18 protein-coding genes and 2 pseudogenes are annotated in these 16,621 nt (G+C 53.9%); 9 read left to right on the forward strand and 11 right to left on the reverse strand.

Annotation, left to right across the window (positions count from 1 at the left end; genetic code table 11):
• The first annotated feature begins 55 nt into the window (after positions 1–55).
• The gene (locus tag BRW62_RS03380; RefSeq protein WP_099798275.1) at positions 56–457 is read left to right on the forward strand and encodes a DUF3110 domain-containing protein; all 402 of its coding nucleotides are present in this window, start codon (positions 56–58) and stop codon (positions 455–457) included.
• A 6-nt stretch (positions 458–463) separates the two neighbouring features.
• Complete coding sequence (locus BRW62_RS03385) at positions 464–1,540, forward strand: glycosyltransferase family 2 protein (protein ID WP_099799813.1); 1,077 nt, start codon at positions 464–466, stop codon at positions 1,538–1,540.
• A gap of 4 nt (positions 1,541–1,544) precedes the next feature.
• On the opposite strand, the gene BRW62_RS03390 is transcribed toward BRW62_RS03385, so the two are convergent.
• From BRW62_RS03390 to folD, 3 genes and pseudogenes are all read right to left on the reverse strand, one after another.
• On the reverse strand, positions 1,545–1,994 hold the full coding sequence (locus tag BRW62_RS03390; RefSeq protein WP_099798276.1) for a divergent PAP2 family protein: 450 nt from the start codon (positions 1,992–1,994) through the stop codon (positions 1,545–1,547).
• Positions 1,995–2,082: 88 nt separating this feature from the next.
• Positions 2,083–3,008: pseudogene (crtE, locus tag BRW62_RS03395) on the reverse strand (geranylgeranyl diphosphate synthase CrtE).
• 10 nt (positions 3,009–3,018) lie between these two features.
• Positions 3,019–3,942, reverse strand: a complete 924-nt coding sequence (gene folD / locus BRW62_RS03400) for a bifunctional methylenetetrahydrofolate dehydrogenase/methenyltetrahydrofolate cyclohydrolase FolD (protein ID WP_227517544.1) — start codon at positions 3,940–3,942, stop codon at positions 3,019–3,021.
• Between the two features lie 220 nt (positions 3,943–4,162).
• On the opposite strand from folD, the gene BRW62_RS03405 reads away from it, so the two are divergent.
• Genes BRW62_RS03405 through BRW62_RS03420 form a run of 6 tightly spaced genes read left to right on the forward strand, consistent with a single transcriptional unit; the run spans position 4,163 to position 8,921 of the window.
• Positions 4,163–4,561, forward strand: coding sequence for a DUF3119 family protein (locus BRW62_RS03405; RefSeq protein ID WP_099798278.1), 399 nt, complete (start codon positions 4,163–4,165; stop codon positions 4,559–4,561).
• Positions 4,554–5,525 carry a DUF3086 domain-containing protein gene (locus tag BRW62_RS03410; protein WP_099798279.1) on the forward strand — a complete coding sequence of 324 codons (972 nt, stop codon included), beginning with the start codon at positions 4,554–4,556 and terminating at the stop codon, positions 5,523–5,525. The genes BRW62_RS03405 and BRW62_RS03410 overlap by 8 nt, the downstream gene beginning before the upstream one ends.
• A 9-nt stretch (positions 5,526–5,534) precedes the next feature.
• A complete protein-coding gene (gene plsY, locus BRW62_RS03415; RefSeq protein WP_099798280.1) occupies positions 5,535–6,191 on the forward strand; it encodes a glycerol-3-phosphate 1-O-acyltransferase PlsY in 657 nt (218 codons plus the stop codon).
• The gene (locus tag BRW62_RS13255) at positions 6,163–6,426 is read left to right on the forward strand and encodes an AAA family ATPase (RefSeq protein WP_198406139.1); all 264 of its coding nucleotides are present in this window, start codon (positions 6,163–6,165) and stop codon (positions 6,424–6,426) included. The genes plsY and BRW62_RS13255 overlap by 29 nt, the downstream gene beginning before the upstream one ends.
• The gene (locus BRW62_RS13260) at positions 6,404–7,177 is read left to right on the forward strand and encodes a hypothetical protein (protein WP_198406140.1); all 774 of its coding nucleotides are present in this window, start codon (positions 6,404–6,406) and stop codon (positions 7,175–7,177) included. The genes BRW62_RS13255 and BRW62_RS13260 overlap by 23 nt, the downstream gene beginning before the upstream one ends.
• Positions 7,110–8,921, forward strand: coding sequence for an AAA family ATPase (locus BRW62_RS03420; RefSeq protein ID WP_198406141.1), 1,812 nt, complete (start codon positions 7,110–7,112; stop codon positions 8,919–8,921). Before BRW62_RS13260 ends, BRW62_RS03420 begins: the two co-directional genes overlap by 68 nt.
• On the opposite strand, the gene BRW62_RS13265 is transcribed toward BRW62_RS03420, so the two are convergent.
• Complete coding sequence (locus BRW62_RS13265; protein ID WP_198406142.1) at positions 8,918–9,055, reverse strand: hypothetical protein; 138 nt, start codon at positions 9,053–9,055, stop codon at positions 8,918–8,920. The genes BRW62_RS03420 and BRW62_RS13265 overlap by 4 nt on opposite strands.
• A 378-nt stretch (positions 9,056–9,433) precedes the next feature.
• On the opposite strand from BRW62_RS13265, the gene BRW62_RS03425 reads away from it, so the two are divergent.
• Complete coding sequence (locus BRW62_RS03425) at positions 9,434–10,183, forward strand: FHA domain-containing protein (RefSeq protein WP_099798281.1); 750 nt, start codon at positions 9,434–9,436, stop codon at positions 10,181–10,183.
• 26 nt (positions 10,184–10,209) lie between these two features.
• Here BRW62_RS03425 and BRW62_RS03430 read toward each other — a convergent pair.
• The 7 genes and pseudogenes from BRW62_RS03430 to BRW62_RS03460 form a co-directional block, all read right to left on the reverse strand.
• A pseudogene (locus tag BRW62_RS03430) lies at positions 10,210–10,855 on the reverse strand (ABC transporter ATP-binding protein).
• A gap of 84 nt (positions 10,856–10,939) precedes the next feature.
• A complete protein-coding gene (locus BRW62_RS03435; protein ID WP_099798282.1) occupies positions 10,940–12,130 on the reverse strand; it encodes a TRC40/GET3/ArsA family transport-energizing ATPase in 1,191 nt (396 codons plus the stop codon).
• A gap of 74 nt (positions 12,131–12,204) precedes the next feature.
• Positions 12,205–12,786 (reverse strand): 16S rRNA (guanine(966)-N(2))-methyltransferase RsmD, encoded by a 582-nt coding sequence (gene rsmD / locus BRW62_RS03440; RefSeq protein ID WP_099799814.1) that lies wholly within the window; start codon positions 12,784–12,786, stop codon positions 12,205–12,207.
• A 172-nt stretch (positions 12,787–12,958) separates the two neighbouring features.
• Entirely contained in the window at positions 12,959–13,477 is a 519-nt protein-coding gene (ftnA, locus tag BRW62_RS03445; protein ID WP_099798283.1) for a non-heme ferritin, read from the reverse strand.
• Entirely contained in the window at positions 13,434–13,754 is a 321-nt protein-coding gene (locus tag BRW62_RS15055) for a FeoC-like transcriptional regulator (RefSeq protein ID WP_099798284.1), read from the reverse strand. The genes ftnA and BRW62_RS15055 overlap by 44 nt, the downstream gene beginning before the upstream one ends.
• On the reverse strand, positions 13,714–16,020 hold the full coding sequence (gene feoB / locus BRW62_RS03455) for a Fe(2+) transporter permease subunit FeoB (RefSeq protein WP_099798285.1): 2,307 nt from the start codon (positions 16,018–16,020) through the stop codon (positions 13,714–13,716). Before feoB ends, BRW62_RS15055 begins: the two co-directional genes overlap by 41 nt.
• Positions 16,021–16,034: 14 nt before the next feature.
• Positions 16,035–16,505, reverse strand: coding sequence for a FeoA family protein (locus tag BRW62_RS03460; protein ID WP_227517549.1), 471 nt, complete (start codon positions 16,503–16,505; stop codon positions 16,035–16,037).
• Positions 16,506–16,621: the final 116 nt, after the last annotated feature.

Below are 16,621 nucleotides of genomic sequence, written 5' to 3' on the forward strand. Positions count from 1 at the left end.
TGTAAGGGAGCCAAAATCGGTATAATCGCTGTTGAGATTTCAGGGGCGAATCGTTATGCAAGTTTATGTCTTGCTCTACAATCCCGGTACCGCAAATGAGGGTATTCATTCGCTGCAACTGGGCGATCGCAACCTAATTCTCATGTTTGAGTGCGCCGATGATGCTGAGCGCTATGGGTTGCTCTTAGAAGCACAGGATTTTCAACGTCCCAGTGTGGTTGGAATTGATGCCAAGGAAGTGGAAGAGTTTTGTCAAGCCTCAGGTTACGAATGCCATTTAGTGCCTAGGGGGTTTGTGCCAACGAACGATGCTGAGCGGTTATTCTTGACTCCACCGGAGCGCAATGTGGCTGAAACCGACTGGGAGGTTGAAAACCGAGTACCGCCCGCCGCGGAGAGTGAATTTTCGGAAAAAGAGCTAAACCGTCTGCGTCAACAACTTGAAAAGTTACTGTAGGTGGCCATGCCGCAGGTCTCCGCCTGTTTGATCGTCAAAAATGAAGCCACAAATCTTCAGCGGTGCTTGGCGAGTGTGCAGCCTGTTGTGGATGAAATCGTGGTGGTGGATACCGGCTCAACGGATGATACGGTGGCGATCGCCCGTCAGTTTACAGAGAAGCTCTACACCCTACCGTGGCGCGATGATTTTGCAGCGGCGCGTAACTATTCCCTAGACCAAGCCAGCGGTGAGTGGATTCTGGTACTGGATGCCGACGAAGTCCTTGTGTGCCTCAGTGATACCTCCTTGAGGGAGCAGTTAGCCGCAGCGCCCAGCGTACAGGCGTACCAACTGTTGCGCCGTGAAATTGGCACAGGGGAGCAGTTTTCAGATTTTGCCATTGTGCGCCTCTTTCGCAACCTGCCCACCCTCCGCTATCAGGGGCGTTTTCATGAGCAATTGGTCTCTTCAGGATCTGCCCCCATCACTATCGGATCCCTCACAACTTTCAGAATTGATCACTACGGCTATCAGCCGGCCCAGATTCAGGCAAAGATGCGCGATCGCAATATCCCCATTTTGGAGCGCATCCGCGCCAGCGAAGGGCTGAGCCTGAGCTTACTGTTTGCCTTGGCGGATATGTACAACGCCGTCAATAACCCTAGTGCTGCGGAAGATTGCTTTAATGAACTCTTTGAGCGCCTATTCCCTCACCTCCTGAGTGGCCAACTCCCGCCAGAGGTGCCCGGCTCCCTGCCAGAAATTCTCCATCAACTGGGGCGACGCTTACTGGCGGCGGAAGAACACGAGGCGCTGCAATTGCTCTGTCAGCAAAGCCTGATCTGGTTCCCTACCTATCCTCCCCTCAACCACTTAGCAGGGTGCTGGCTAATGGCCTTAGGCTTTCCCCTTGGTGCCACTGCCTATTTTGAGTACTGCCTCGAGATGGGGCGCACCAATCGCTACAGCAAGCAGATGCCTTTTCCCTTGGACTACGTGGGCGAACGTGCTGCCCAGCAGTTGGCGCTGGCTTACCAAGCCTTGCAGGAGACTGAGCGCTCACGATACTACACTGAGCTAGCCCAAAGCCTGAAGAGTTGAGCCTCTAGGTTGCCACCCAGGCGATCGCCACCCCCAGCGCAGAGCCAGCAATCACTTGAATGGGGGTATGGCCAAGAAGTTCCTTGAGTCGGGCTTCTGCTAATTCGTGCCCTTCTTGGAAAAATTCTTCGACAATCTGGTTGAGGATGCGCGCTTGCTTGCCGGCGGCTTGGCGCACACCGGCTGCATCGTACATCACAATAAAGGCAAAGACCAGGGCAATGGCAAATTCAACACTACTCCAGCCTCGCTGCAACCCTACGCTCGTGGCTAAGGCCGTCACTAAGGCAGAGTGAGAACTAGGCATGCCGCCAGTTTCCACCAACACCCGGAAGTTCAGCTTACGATGCTTGGCAATATCCAACAGCAGCTTGAGGGTTTGGGCGATCGCACTAGCCGCCAAGGCCACCCAGAGAACATGGTTAGACAACAGCTCGCGGAGAGTATCCATCATCGTTGCGGACAAAGGTCTGCGCCCATCCTACCGTGTTGTGCCTCTATGAACTACCCCACCCTACGGATTGGGTGTTCTGTGACACCCGTTAATGGCTACGGGCAGTAATATAGTCGGCGATCGCCTGCAAGGGCACCGCAGCCTCACCGTAAAGTGCCAACTCTGCCTTCGCCTCCGCCACCAAGCGCTCAGCTTCTTGGCGGGATTTGTCTAGCCCCCATAGCCGAGGATAGGTCATTTTCTGCGCCGTCACATCCTTGCCAGCGGTTTTACCCAGCACATCCCGGGTCGAGGTAATGTCGAGAATATCGTCAATGATTTGAAAGGCCAGACCAATGTTGGCGGCATAGCGAGACAGCCGCTTGAGCGTTGCTTCATCCGCCCCAGTCAAGAGTGCGCCTGAGAGCACCGCAGCCTCTAGCAGTGCCCCCGTTTTATGGGAGTGGATAAAGTGCAGGGTCTCAACACCAATATTTGTTTTCCCTTCACACTCTAGATCGACAACTTGCCCACCCACTAACCCCGTCGCTGCCACCGCGTGACCCAAGCGGGCAACAATTTTTAGCAAATATTCCGCAGGCACATTTTTGGTCTGCTCAACCACATACTCAAAGGCGTAAGCAAGCAGCCCATCCCCAGCCAAAATCGCAATGTCTTCGCCGTACACCTTATGGTTCGTGAGTTTGCCCCGCCGATAGTCATCATTGTCCATTGCTGGCAGATCATCATGGATGAGGGACATGGTGTGAATCATCTCCAAGGCACAGGCCGTGGGCATGGCCATGGCGATCGTCCCCCCAGTAACTCACAGGTTGCCAAGCAGAGGATGGGGCGCAAGCGCTTGCCACCCGCCATGAGGGAATAGCGCATGGCATTGTATATTTTTTCGGGGTACGTCACAGGCAGGGAAGACTCCAACGCCGCTTCCACTAGGGCTTGCCGTTCTTTCAGGTAGGCCTTAAGGTCAAAGTTGCTAGCAGCGTTGCGAACGTGGGGGGGGTCGGCGGAAATCATTGGGGTCTCCTCATCGTGCAGGCTGGTCTGTAGGGGACAACTGGAGTAACTGCGCTGGCTGATTGTGCCGGCGACAATAGCTCCATACTGTATTGTGCAACAACATGGCCACGGTCATCGGACCAACCCCGCCGGGAACAGGGGTAATGTAACTAGCCACTTGACAGGCAGCATCATAGTCCACATCGCCCCACAGGCTAAATTTACCATCTGGGCGTTGAATACGATTAATGCCAACATCAATAACAATGGCACCGTGGCGAATCATGTCTGCGGTAATGCAGCGGGGACGACCGATCGCCGTCACTAAAATTTCGGCACTGCGAGTCACCTCAGCTAGGTTACGGGTGCGCGAGTGGGCGATCGCCACCGTTGCATCGGCATTTAAGAGCATTAGGGCAAGAGGCTTGCCCACTAAAATACTGCGCCCCACCACCACCGCTTGCCGACCCGCCACCTCAATCCCGTAAGCTGCCAGCAATTGCATCACCCCAGCAGGGGTACAACTGCGCAACCCCGGCTCATCGCGCACAAGACGACCTAAATTGTCAGGGTGGAGGCCATCGACATCCTTATCAGGGTGAATGGCGTAGAGCAGAGGGCGCGCATCCAAGTGAGGCGGCAGCGGCAGTTGTAGCAAAATACCATCTACCCGCTCATCATGGTTGAGATCGGTGATCTTAGCCAAGAGGTCAGCTTCGGACGTACTGGCGGGCAAGTGAGCCCCAAAGGAGCGAATCCCAACCCGTTCGCAGGCCTGCTCCTTGGCGCGAACGTAAACAGCACTAGCGGGGTCATCGCCAACCCTGAGGACAGCCAACCCCGGTGGCCGCCCCAACTGTGACTTTAGGGTTTGCACGTGTGCCGCCAGCTTCGCCTCAATAGACTGGGCTAAGGTTTTACCGTTGAGGCAGGTGGGGATATGCTCAGCCAAGGTGAATCCCATCCAAAGAATGACATCAAGGTGCAGCGATTAGCAGTGGTACGGCACCGTAACCAGACCACGGACATCACCGTAGTTTACACTACCAACTGTTGCCCTTTCTAGCCTTGGGGCTGTGCCCTTTGTGTCCAATACCGTAGGTGCTGGCAGGCGTTGGGTTGCCAATGTTTGACAATACAAGTATCACCCAACAGAAGGGAGGACGTCCCCAATGCAAGCAACAACAACGACAGTTCGTTTATCCCCCGCCTTTACTGTACCGGTGGGCGTACTGCTGCTGAGTGTGCCCCTTTGGTACCTGAAGTGGTGGTTAGGGTTGCCGGTATCGCTGTTCAGTCTGTTTTTGGCCGTGCAAGCAGCTACCCTACGGCTGGACTTTACAGCGACAGCCCTTGAAGTGTATCGCGGCAGCCAGCAAATTCGGCAGTTTCCCTACCAGCAGTGGCAGCACTGGGAGGTTTTTTGGCCACGGCTGCCCATCCTGTTTTATTTCCGTGAGGTCAAGAGTATCCACTTCTTGCCGATTCTGTTTGATGCCAAAACTTTAGTACAATGCCTGCAAGAACGCTGCCCACGTACGGCCTTTATTCCCCCTGCTCGCAATGACTGATGAACCCACCTTGACCCCAGACCTAACTGAGTCCGCTGCTGAGGCACAGGAGGCGGAACTGGCTACGCTTGCGGCACGGCGGGATGCACTCAAAGAGGAAATTCAAGCGCTTGAAGCAGCATTCCATCGTCTTGCTCACCGTTGTTGCCAGGATCTTGAAGAGAAGCAACAAGCCCTGCAACTCACTATCGAACAGTTGGAGCGACGCAAGGAGCGTATTGAGCAGGAACTGCGCCAAAATTTTGTTGGTGCATCTCAGGAAATGGCCATTCGGGTGCAAGGGTTTAAGGAGTTCCTCGTGAACAGTATGCAGGATTTAGCTGCAACGGTGGAGGAACTACAACTGCTGCCAGCCCCTGCCCCAGCAGCAGAGCATGAAACACCGCCCGCTGCAACTTCCCCCCCGAAATTGGTGTTGGATGAGGGGTTTCAGGAGGAAACTAGCCGCATTAAGCACCTCCTAGAGCAGTACCAAACGAACCCCAATTACTATGGCCCGCCTTGGCAGCTACGGCGCACCTTTGAGCCGTTACACGCGCAGCGAGTGGAAAGTTGGTTTTTTGATTTAGGGGGGCGGGGTGCCCTGCGATCGCTCCCAAGTCGGCTGCAAAATATCCTTGTGGCCTCGGCAATTATTTCGATTTTGCGGGATTTTTACGGCGACATGCTGCGGGTGCTGGTCTTGGCAGACTCTCCCGAGCGTTTGGGAGACTGGCGGCGGGGGCTGCAAGACTGTTTAGGCATCAACCGCCAAGACTTTGGCCCTGAGCGGGGGGTGGCGCTGTTTGAGTCTGCGGATGCATTGGCCTTCCGCGCCGATCGCCTTGAACAAGAGGACTATCTCCCCCTGATTTTAATTGACGACTCCCAAGAGAAGGTGAGTTTATCGCTGCTTCAGTATCCACTCCTGTTGGGGTTTGCTCCCGAACCCCAGTTGCGTCGCACGAATGAGTTTTTTGAATAGGAGGCACAGGTGAGCACCGCAGTCATCCTTGGGGTTATGGTGCTGACAAGCTATCTACTCGGCTCAATTCCGACAGGCTATTGGGTGGCCAAGCACCTACGCGGTATTGACATTCGCGATCATGGCTCTGGCTCCACAGGCGCCACCAATGTCCTGCGGGTGGTGGGCAAAGGCGCGGGGCTGTTCACCTTTGTTGTTGATGTGCTCAAGGGAACGGTTGCCGTTGTTGCGGCTCGCTGGAGCCTCGCTCAACCCTGGAGTACGGTGCCGCCAGCGTGGGGAGACTACTGCCTGTTGGCGATCGCCCTAGTGGCGGTGGTGGGGCACAGTAAACCTATTTGGCTGGGATGGCGGGGCGGCAAATCCGTTGCCACCAGCTTGGGGGTGCTCTTGGCGCTGAACTGGCCGACAGGATTGGTCACCTTTGGTGTCTTCCTTGTGGTACTTGCCCTGAGTCGCATTGTCTCTCTTGGCTCGATTCTAGCGGCACTGTCTCTACCCCTTTGGTTTTGGTGGTTTACAGGATCGCTGCCCTTTGTTGGTTTTAGTATTTTAGCGAGTGCCTTTGTTATTTGGCGGCACCAGAGTAATATCCAGCGCCTCATTGCCGGTACCGAGCCACGCCTAGGAGGCCGGAGTGGAAATTCAGCGGCTGACCTTAACTAATTTCAAAACCCATCGCGATCGCACTGTTAACTTTTGCCGCGGGGTGAATGTTATCTGTGGCGAAAATGGGGCGGGCAAAACAAGCCTTTTAGAAGCCATTGCTTGGGTTCTATTTGATGCCACCTCCGGTTATGGGTCTGGCTTTAACAAAGCAATTATTCGCAAGGGCGCAACCCATGCCGAGGCAACGGTTCAGTTTATTTCGGCGGCGGATGGTCGCTCCTATTTGGTTTAAACGCAGTACCCGTAGCGGCTATAGCATTTTTGACCCCCAGTTACAGGCGCTGGTGTTGTCGCGGCGGGACGAGGTACAGCAATGGCTCAAGGAACATTTGGGGATCAACAGTGCCTTGCCCCTTAAAGACCTCTTTGAGCAGGTGATCGGCATTCCCCAAGGGATGATGACCGCCGACTTTTTCGGTACAGCCGCTCAGCGCCGCGCAATTTTTGAGCCTATCTTGCAGGTGGATGACTATCGCCGCGCCTACGATGCCGCCTTGGCGCTAGAAAAACACTCCGAAACCCGCCTGCAGCACCTCCGGGAAACTATTGCCCGCCATGAGCAGGCGCTAGCCAGCCGCGAAGACTATACCACCAAGGCGCAAGCCCTAGCCGCAGAATTGGCGCAGGACTACCAACAGCGCGATCGCCTCGCTCAGGTGTGTCACGCCTTGGCCCAGGAACGGGCGCAGCTTGAGGCAGAAGTGGCAGCTCTTGAGCACTTAGCACAGCAACAGCAGCGGCTGCAACACCAACTTGAACAGCAGGAGCAGCTTTGCCGCGATCGCCACCAACAGCTAGCCGCCGCGCAATTGAGTCAAGCGCGCTGCCAAGACTCTCAGGCAACCTACGATCGCTATCGCGAACTGCAACAGGCATTGCGGAGCCTCGAGCGGCAGTTAAAGGAGCAGGGTACCCTTGAGCAGCAGATTGCTGAGTGCGAGCAGCGACAGCAGCGAGCCGCAACCAAAACTGGCACACCTTGAAGCCCAACGCCAAGCGATCGCTACGATTGAGTCCCAACTGGCTGCCCTTGCCCCCCAGATTGCGGCGGCGGATGCCCTTGAGCAGGAATTAGCCGTAGTCCACGCCCAACTACGAGCGGCGGAGCAGGCAGCTCAAGAGGCCACCCATCTTGAGGAGCAAATTCAAAGCGCCCAACTCCGCCTTGTTGAACTGGAGCAGCAATTGGCTGCCCTTGATGCTCAACGCCCCCTTGCTGCCACCCTAAACCAGAAACAGCAGGAGCGCGATCGCCTCGCAGCCCAGATAAGCCACCTCAGCGCCGCCCAAGCCTTTGCCGCCACCCTTGCCCCCATCGTTGCAAGCGCCACAACCCAAGCCGCCGCCATCGCTCCTCTAACTCGCCAAGCCATGCATGAACTGACCGCCGCCCAAGACTTTGCCTTGCTCACCCCAGCTGTGACCTTAGGCCTGCAAGCGCTGCAACACCTGCAAGCCAACCATCAGCAGTTGCTCAACGACCTTGAAGCACTCCTCAAGCGCCTTGATCCCTCTGAGCAAGACCTGCTGACCCCTCTTCTCGCGCAACTCGACGCGGAGATTGCTGCCGCTGCCGCTGCCGAACGCTCACTCCTGCAATGGCACCCCCTTGCCGCTGAAAAAGCGCGATTACACGAACACCTGAGTGCCCTTGGCGATCGCCAACGGCAGTTGATCCCTCGCTACAGCCAACTCGCCCAGTTGCAGCGCCAGTACACTAAGCTGAGCACAGAGCTAGAGGCACTGGGGCAACCCCGCGCCCAACAACAGGTTCTCCTAGAGCAACAGCAGTCAGCACCGGACATTGAAACAGCAGTCCAAGAGCTAGTACAACACCAAGCGCAATTGAACAGCGAGCTTGCGCCCCTATACCGTCAGCGCCAGTACTATCAAGCCTTAGAGCAGAAGCGCCAAGCCCTGACAGAGGAATTGGCGACCCTAGAGCACGCCTACCAAACCTACCTCCAGCACAAACACCAAGCTAGCCAAGTGGCCGCCTACCAAGCGGCGCTTGCAGAGGCACAAGCCACCTATGCCGCCCTCCAAAACACCTGTGCCACCCTAGCGCAGGACTACCAGACCCAAGCCCAGCGCATAGATGTGGATCGCTTAAGGGAGGTCACAGCTCGCCATGAGCAACTCAGCCGCGAGTATCAAACCCTCCTAGGGGCAATTCCCGAAAAGGAGAGACAATATCAGCAGTATGCAGACGCCCTCCAGCATCTTGAGGCGGTGGCGCAACAGCTTGCCCGTAGCCGCCAAACCCTCGCTGAGTACCAACAGCGGCACCATTTTATCGTGACGGCGCGGGAAATTTACCGAACCAGTGGCCCCCGCGTTAGCGAGGCGTATCTGCACAGCATTTCCCACGAAGCCGACCGTCTCTTTCGCGAGTTACTCAACCGTCCTGACGTTGCCCTTCGGTGGCTGTCGGACTACGACATTCAAGTGAACGAGGGCGGGCACTGGCGTAGTTTTAGGAGCCTTTCTGGGGGTGAGCAGATGTGCGCTGCCCTTGCGGTACGCCTTGCCCTGCTGCGAATTTTAGCCGCCACAGACGTGGCCTTCTTTGATGAACCCACGACCAATATGGATCACGAGCGCCGTCAGCAGCTAGCAGAAAACCTAGCTAATCTGAGAAGTTTTAGACAGCTATTTGTCATTAGCCATGATGAAACCTTTGCTGCCCTGACAGAGCATATTATCCATCTAGAGCGACAATCCTAAGCGTAAGCCGTATGCAGCGCCCACCAAATCAGCACAGCAATAAAGCCAAGAATCAGTACCGCTGAAGCTGCGATCATCACAGGGCTATCTGCCCCTTCAAACTTCATAATGCCGCGATTAAAATCTGTGGCCATAGGAAGACACTCCAAGCACGGTTTAATCTACATCAATTCTAGGCAGCTTTTTGGGTCTTCAGTGGTAGCAGGGGTGACTTGTTACGATTCGTTATGCGTGGCTGTGTTAACACAGAATCTGTGCCAAATCTGGCCAAGTCTTATCTAGCCAAACCTTAAGATTTGACAATTCTTGACATGTTTGTGATCAGCATCACAGCAGTTCTCCGTCAGATCACGCAAAGGTAAAAGTAGATTGACAGCCTAGGCCACTTTTGCAAGCGTCATCAATATTTGCAGCGTTGCGTAACTGAGCGCCTCAGAACGCTCAGGATGACCTCTTCTCATCATCCTGCCATTGGCCGTGGTTGTTTATGGACTCACGGGGGATAGATTAAAATGAACAGCTTGGCACAAGAGCGTCATGTTTTGATTTTGAATATGGTGGGTGGGCGACGCGCGATCGCCCTTGAGGCGGCTGCTTACTCCTTAGGGCGCGACGAAAGCAATGCAATTGTCTTAGACTTTGAGACCGTATCACGACAGCACGCGATTCTGTTGCGGGTGCCTGTGCCGGGTACCACGAACTATCGTTACCGCTTGGTGGATGGCAATGCCAATGGCAAGCCCAGCACGAACGGTACGTTTGTCAATGGCAAACGGATTTCCAGCCATGAACTTCACCATGGGGACGTGATTCTCTTTGGCCGCAAAGCCAAGGCTTCTTACATGATGGTGTCAATGGCGGAGACGGAGTTTAGCCAATACCTCCAGTCCATCGCCTTTCAAAGTATTAAGTCGGATTTGCGTGGTGCCAAGGAAACGTTGGTGGGAATGGAGCTCAGTGGGGAGTTGCGCCGTCCACCCAGCCGTGAATTGGTGGGGGCGGCCAAAACGGCTCTCAGTATTGAAACGGAACCGGTCAAGCCCGCTGCCAAGGATACCTTGGCCAGTGAGGGTGGTGACACCTCTTCCCAAGCGAATAAAGCCACGGTGCACGAACCCCAGTCCCATCATGGGCTGAGGTGGATGATTGGCTTGGGGGCGATCGCCACCGTGGTCGCAGCTATTTTTGTGGGAGCCTACCTGCGCTCACCCGCACCTCAGCAACCTGCTCCAACCCAATCCCCGTCGGTTGCACAGCCATAATCAAGGGTGATTCAGGCTGAGTGACCCTAATCGGTCTGAATACGACCATCTTCAATTTTGGTAATGCGATCGGCAATGGGGATGATTCGGGGATCGTGGGTGACAATCATTACCGTACATCCCTTTTGCTTTGCTAGCTTGTAGAGAATTTTAATGACTTGCTGGCCACTTTGGGAGTCAAGAGACGCAGTCGGTTCATCGGCAAAAAATAATTTTTGGATCGCCGGCCAGTGCCCGGGCGATCGCAACTCGCTGCTTTTGCCCGCCTGATAGGTTTTGCGGTAAGAAGTTGAGGCGATCGCCTAAGCCCACTTCGTCTAAAAGCTTGGCAGCACGCACCTTCGCATCCTTCGTGGCAACCCCCTTCAGGTTGAAGGCAATCTCTACATTTTCTAAAGCGGTTAAGGCTGGAAAAAGATTAAAACTCTGGAAGACAAACCCAATGTTGTTGAGGCGAAACCTCGCTAATTCGTTCTTTTTCATCTGGGTAATGTCTTGCCCTAGAACAAATACTTTGCCGCTAGTGGGGGTCAAAATTCCGGCTAAAATCGAGAGCAGCGTTGTTTTACCGGAGCCGGAAGGCCCCATCAGCAAATGGATATGGCCTGTCTGAATACTGAGATTAATGCCGTGTAACACTGGGGTCAATTGATGCCCCGACTGGTACACCATCGTTAAATCAGTCGTGGCGATCGCCAACGAAGGCACAGAGGAGGTCACAAGTGTAATCTCAGCACATCTCAAAACAGCAGTAGATTATCCACTGACCGCCGCAGTAGCAAAGCGAATTTTCAAGTAGTCTGCCTCCATTTTGGCGCCAACTGGCTGCATGGCGGCTAATCCCTGCGGTAGCACCATATTACGCCGATGGTTACCAATGCGAATACTTAACTCGTCAGCAGTTTTATTCAGTTCGATTTTTTCCTTAGGGATCCCGGGTAAATAGAGTTCGAGGCTGTACTGGCCATCACTGGGCACCACCCGAATTGTTTGCTCTTGGTAATAGACTTGGGCAGGGTCTTCATCGGCGTAGAGCGTTTCCTTAAGACGCTTCAGGGCAGCCAGACCACAGAGTTCCTCGGCAAACAGGGGCACTTCTTTGACCGGTAGGGGTCGGAAATTGTCGTGAATTTCTTGGCGGTACTGCTGCTGCGTCTCTTTCCAGCGGCTAAAAAAGGGATCGCTGACTGTTTCTGGTAAGATGCGGTTAGCGACCACCAAATCTGTGGCCACATTGTACAAGCTCAAGTAAGCATGAGCGCGTAGGGACTCCTTAAGAACCATTTTTTCAGGATTTGTGACCAGCCGTACCGAGGTTTGGGTGTTGTCGGTGAGGACTTTTTCGAGGGCTTCAATTTGTTCATAGAACTCGTAAGGTGCATCCATCACCGCCTGATCCGGTAGCGAAAAGCCCACCAAGGGCTTGAAAATTGGCTCCACAATGGGGCGCAAGGCCACCGACATCCGCTGCAAGGGTTTATAAAAGCGGCGCATATACCAGCCGCTCACCTCAGGCAAACTCAACAGCCGCAGTGCCGTTCCCGTGGGTGCCGAATCAATAATCAGGACATCGTACTGACCCTCGTCATAGTGCCGCTTCATCCGTACGAGGGCAAAAATTTCATCCATCCCCGGCAAGATGGCGAGTTCTTCGGCCTGTATCCCCTCTAGCCCCCGTGCCTGCAACACTTGGGTAATGTAGCGCTTTACTGCTCCCCAGTTATCCTCCAGCTCCATCAAGGCATCTAACTCTGCCCCCCAGAGGTTCTCGGCCACAGGAGCAGGCACATGCCCCAACTCTAGGTCAAAGCTATCGGCTAGGGAGTGAGCCGGATCCGTACTGAGAACAAGGGTTTTGTACCCCAACTCAGCACAGCGTAACCCCGTCGCTGCTGCGACTGAGGTCTTACCAACGCCACCTTTACCCGTCATTAAAATTACGCGCATGAAAAGGCTCTCACCGTGACATACTCCCGAACTCATGCTAGCGCATAGAGTGCGGGCTTCTCGGCGGGTTGTAGCTAATGGCGCTGTGGACAGGACTGTTGAGGGTTGCCTGCCTGCAGTAAGATCAGCATCGTGCTGCCGTAGGTTTTCAGTCGGTGCTGCTGCCAGCCAATCTGGGCGATCGCCCCTAAATCTGGTGGGTCTTTGGTGCGGCACTCTACCGCTATTTCGCCCCCCACAGTTAAGCGCTGTTGCTGCCAAAGAAGCTCCAACACTGGTAAATAGAGGTTGCTGTTGTAGGGAGGGTCAAAGTAAATGAAGTCAAACTCGGGGAGAGGGAGGTGCTGAAGTTTTTGGCGAACATCCCCACGCAGAATCAAGGTTTGTTGTTCTGGCTGCGCAACGGCGCTCCAATTCTGGCGGATCACTTGGCACGCTGCGGCTGACTGTTCAATGGCCACTACCCACTGTGCACCGCGAATTAGTGCCTCTGCCCCCATCGCTCCGGTTCCGGCACACAAATCTAGCCACCGACAATGTTGAATGCGCCCCTGCCAAATATTAAAAACCGCTTGGCGTACCTTAGCACTAGTGGGGCGAGTGGTGTGACCGGTAATCGTTTTGAGCGATCGCTGACCGGAGATACGTAGGGGCATAAAACCAACGGCAAGCATTCAACGGCAAAATAAAAAGTCTCGGGAGTCTTGCCGTGTTTCGACCCCGAGACTTTTGTTTGCGAATCACTCCTCACTAAGTAAAGACTAACCCACACTTTTGTAGAGGGATAAGCAGCACATGACACTTTTGCAAGCGGCACGTTGCTTTGCCTCACAGTTGGGCTGAGGAAGCGACTTTTGATTGAGAGAGTTGGCCAATTTCTTTATCAATGAAGAATAACCCTTGGCCTTCGGTGCCGATCAGCTCAATTTTGTCGAGAATACTCTTAAAGAGGAACTCTTCCTGATGTTGCTCCGCTACATACCACTGCAAAAATTGCAAAGTGGCATAGTCAGGTTCTGTGTTTGCAAGATGAACTAGCTCATTGATTTTATGGGTCACAAATTGTTCGTGCGCATAAACCTTTGTGAACATTTCCTTAAGCGAATTGAATTCGTGTGGTGGGGCTTCCATGCCGCCCAAAATGGCAAGGGCACCCGTTTCATGCATGTAGTTGAGCAACCGCCGCATATGTGCCATTTCTTCGTCAGCATGGGCACTTAAAAAGGTAGCGCAGCCCTCAAGGCTTTTGTAAGCGCACCAGGAACTCATTTGCAGGTATAGATGTGCCGAAGCAATTTCTAGGTTAATTTGCTCGTTCAGGCGGTTGATCATTGCAGTTGATAGCATTGGTACTTCTCCACTGGTATAGGTCAAGGTCTGTAGAGTGGCACTGGTGACAGCCACCACAACGGGGAGCCGCTAGTTTTTCCAGCCGTCCTTTGCGAATTAACTGAACTAGGAGAGGCTCTAGGACAGCGGGAGACTTGTCAAAGTGGGTGGCCAACTGCGCCATGGAAACCACGTGATGCTCTTTGATGTAGGACTGTACTTGCAACAACACAATTAAGCCTCCGCTGAAGTAGTCAAACCTCTGTTGAGGGCTGTCGCCGCCAAGGCTGGGCATCGCCCTTGCGTTTGAGCATCCAGAGCACCCCCGTCATCACCAGTGCCAGCCCCACCAGCCATGACACAGAAAAATATGGATGCTTAGACAATGTCATCAGCTGGTAGTAGGCGGTGGCCACCCAGTAGGCTAAGCCGGTTGTCCAACCAGCAACAAAGACAGTCCAGCCCAAGTTGGTTTCGCGATAAACCGCCGCAGTGGCAGAAACGCAGGGGAAGTAGAGCAATACAAACAAGAGGAAGGCAATGGCAGCGGTGGGGCTGTCAAAGCGCTTTGCCATTTGACCAAAGACGGTGTAGTTTACGCCTTGGACGTCTGCGGCAGCTTCTGGGTTGTCTGCCTCTTCTAAGACATTGAATTGCAAGGGGTCAAAAATTTGCCCCGGTAGCTCTGCTAGGTTTTTGGGGATGCTGGCAACCGCTTCTTTGAGGCCACCTAACAGGGAAAAGGGTGGCTCTGGCTCTAGTTCAGTGGCATTAACTATGGCCTCTTGCCGGGCTAGCTCGGTGTAGAGGGCATCCATGGTGCCTACCATCACTTCTTTGGCAAAAACACCGGTAAAGAGTCCTACCGTTGCTGGCCAGTTCTCTTGTTGGATGCCCATGGGGCTAAAAACTGGCGTAATTTGCCGACTAAAGGCACTCAGAATCGAATTGCTGCTATCTTGCTGACCAAAACTGCCATCGATGCCTACGGAGTTGAGCAGCCCCAAAATTACAACTAGCGCTACAATCATCTTGCCCGCCCGAGTAATAAAGACTTTCAGGCGATCCCACGCCCGCAGTAGTACACCTTTGAGGGTCGGCAAGTGGTAAGGGGGTAGCTCCATCACAAACGGGGCAATGTCTCCTTGGAAAAGGGTGTGCTTCATAACAACGCCAGTAAACATGGCGGCAGCCATACCAAACACGTAAAGTAGAAAGACGAGATTCTGGCCGTTACGGGGAAAGAAAGCAGCCACAAAAAGGGCATAAACTGGCAAGCGCGCCCCACAGGACATAAACGGATTCATCATAATGGTCATGAGGCGATCGCGTCGGTTTTCTAGGGTACGGGTGGCCATAATCCCAGGGATATTGCAGCCAAAGGAGACCATCATGGGTACAAAGGACTTCCCTGGCAACCCCAAAATGCGCATCAGCCGATCCATCACAAAAGCAGCCCGCGCGAGATAGCCGGAGTCCTCCAAAAAGGTGAGGAAAATAAACAGCAAGCCAATTTGGGGAATAAAGGTAGAAGTTGTCTGAATGCCGCCACCAATCCCATCGGCAATTAGCCCAATGAGCCACCCAGGGGCACGTAGATCTTGCAGGATTTGGGCTGGCCAGCCGACAACTAAGGTGCCGACGGCAGTATCAAAAAAGTCAATGAATGCACCGCCGACATTGATCGCTACCAGAAAGACGAGATACATCACAACTAAAAAGATGGGAATTCCCAGCCAGCGATTGAGCACAATTTGGTCGATGCGATCGGAAACGCTGGTGTAAGAGCGCTTGCTTTTTGTGTAAACGCTCGTTAGCAGCTGTTCAATCCATCTGTAGCGACTGTCGGCAATGAGTAAATCAATATCTTCCCCAAGGGTTTGGTGGATGTTGCGCCGCCACTCCCGTAAGCGTGGTACTTGATCTTCAGGAACTGCCTCCGTGTATTGGAGCCACGCTAAGGCTTGGCCACGATGGCTAATTCCCTGTGCCAATAAATCGGCGATCGCCTCCTCAATGACCGCAGGGTGAGGTGGATAGGCCTGTGGCCTAGGAGGCTGACAGGCTGCTGAGCGAATGGCTGTGCGCAATGTGGTAAACTGGCGTTTCTCCTTGGCACAAAACGGCAAAACAGGCACCCCCAAGCGCTCTGCAAGAGCAGCAGGATCAATAATTCCCCCCTGCGCCGTCGCCACATCCATCATATTGAGCACCAAAATCAGGGGTACCCCCATATCCAGAAGTTGGCTAGTGAGGTACAAATTCCGCTCTAAGTTGCTTGCATCTAAGATATTCACCACCAAGGTGTAGTGATCCTGAAGCAGGAAATCCCGTGCCACCCGCTCGTCGAGACTACTGCCGCCCTCAGAGGCATCTAGGGTATAGATCCCCGGCAAGTCAACCACCGCAACGATCAAATCCCCATCGCGATATTGCCCATCTTTACGCTCTACCGTCACCCCTGGCCAGTTCCCCACCCGTTGGTTTGCACCCGTCAGGCCGTTAAAAACCGTTGTCTTGCCGCAGTTAGGGTTACCGATCAGAGCAATGGTGATTTTCATAGCACTGTCTTTTCCTAAATCTCACACACTTGGAGTGCATCGGCTTCCTCTTTACGGAGGCTCAGATGAAATTGCCGCACCCGAATATCGGTTGGGTCTCCCAAAGGTGCATGGCGGACAATCTCAAGCTCAGTGCCCGGCGTTAATCCCATTGAGAGTAGTTTGCGTTTGTAAAATGTGGCGGTTGGGGCATAGCCCACCACCCGCAGGCGTGCACCCACAGGGGCAGTGCGTAAACTGATGTGCCCCGATTCACCCCGAAGCGGTGAAACAACGACAGATTGAGCCAGTTCGCAGTTCAAGCAGAACCGCTGCTGATCTAAAGAAATGATCGCTGAGCCTTGGGGTGTTCGCTGTATAACAGAGACGATAGCTCCCGGTGTTAAGCCCATGCCAAACAGTTGCTGCGGATTGTCACAGGTCAATTCGACAATGCGGTAGCGATCGCCCACCTGTGCGTCTGCCAGCGTCATCTTGCTAGCCATTAGTCTTCTTTTGCAGGGCGCATCGCCGATGTAGATAAAAGGTTGCCAATTTGATGCTGACATCTTGCATTTGTGAGATGTGTGCGAGGAACTTATTGATTATTTTTCTCAGTATA

It is taken from the genome of Thermostichus lividus PCC 6715 (genome assembly GCF_002754935.1).
Lineage (GTDB): Bacteria > Cyanobacteriota > Cyanobacteriia > Thermosynechococcales > Thermosynechococcaceae > Thermosynechococcus > Thermosynechococcus lividus.

Excerpts from the sequence above, each read along its gene's own strand:
- BRW62_RS13265 (WP_198406142.1), bottom strand. The coding sequence starts at position 9,055 with ATGGCCACAGATTTTAATCGCGGCATTATGAAGTTTGAAGGGGCAGAT.
- BRW62_RS03425 (WP_099798281.1), top strand. The coding sequence starts at position 9,434 with ATGAACAGCTTGGCACAAGAGCGTCATGTTTTGATTTTGAATATGGTG.
- BRW62_RS03405 (WP_099798278.1), top strand. The coding sequence starts at position 4,163 with ATGCAAGCAACAACAACGACAGTTCGTTTATCCCCCGCCTTTACTGTA.
- rsmD (WP_099799814.1), bottom strand. The coding sequence starts at position 12,786 with ATGCCCCTACGTATCTCCGGTCAGCGATCGCTCAAAACGATTACCGGT.
- BRW62_RS03380 (WP_099798275.1), top strand. The coding sequence starts at position 56 with ATGCAAGTTTATGTCTTGCTCTACAATCCCGGTACCGCAAATGAGGGT.
- BRW62_RS03460 (WP_227517549.1), bottom strand. The coding sequence starts at position 16,505 with ATGGCTAGCAAGATGACGCTGGCAGACGCACAGGTGGGCGATCGCTAC.
- feoB (WP_099798285.1), bottom strand. The coding sequence starts at position 16,020 with ATGAAAATCACCATTGCTCTGATCGGTAACCCTAACTGCGGCAAGACA.
- BRW62_RS03435 (WP_099798282.1), bottom strand. The coding sequence starts at position 12,130 with ATGCGCGTAATTTTAATGACGGGTAAAGGTGGCGTTGGTAAGACCTCA.
- BRW62_RS13260 (WP_198406140.1), top strand. The coding sequence starts at position 6,404 with ATGGTCGCTCCTATTTGGTTTAAACGCAGTACCCGTAGCGGCTATAGC.
- BRW62_RS15055 (WP_099798284.1), bottom strand. The coding sequence starts at position 13,754 with ATGCCCAGCCTTGGCGGCGACAGCCCTCAACAGAGGTTTGACTACTTC.
- BRW62_RS03410 (WP_099798279.1), top strand. The coding sequence starts at position 4,554 with ATGACTGATGAACCCACCTTGACCCCAGACCTAACTGAGTCCGCTGCT.
- BRW62_RS03385 (WP_099799813.1), top strand. The coding sequence starts at position 464 with ATGCCGCAGGTCTCCGCCTGTTTGATCGTCAAAAATGAAGCCACAAAT.
- ftnA (WP_099798283.1), bottom strand. The coding sequence starts at position 13,477 with ATGCTATCAACTGCAATGATCAACCGCCTGAACGAGCAAATTAACCTA.
- BRW62_RS03390 (WP_099798276.1), bottom strand. The coding sequence starts at position 1,994 with ATGATGGATACTCTCCGCGAGCTGTTGTCTAACCATGTTCTCTGGGTG.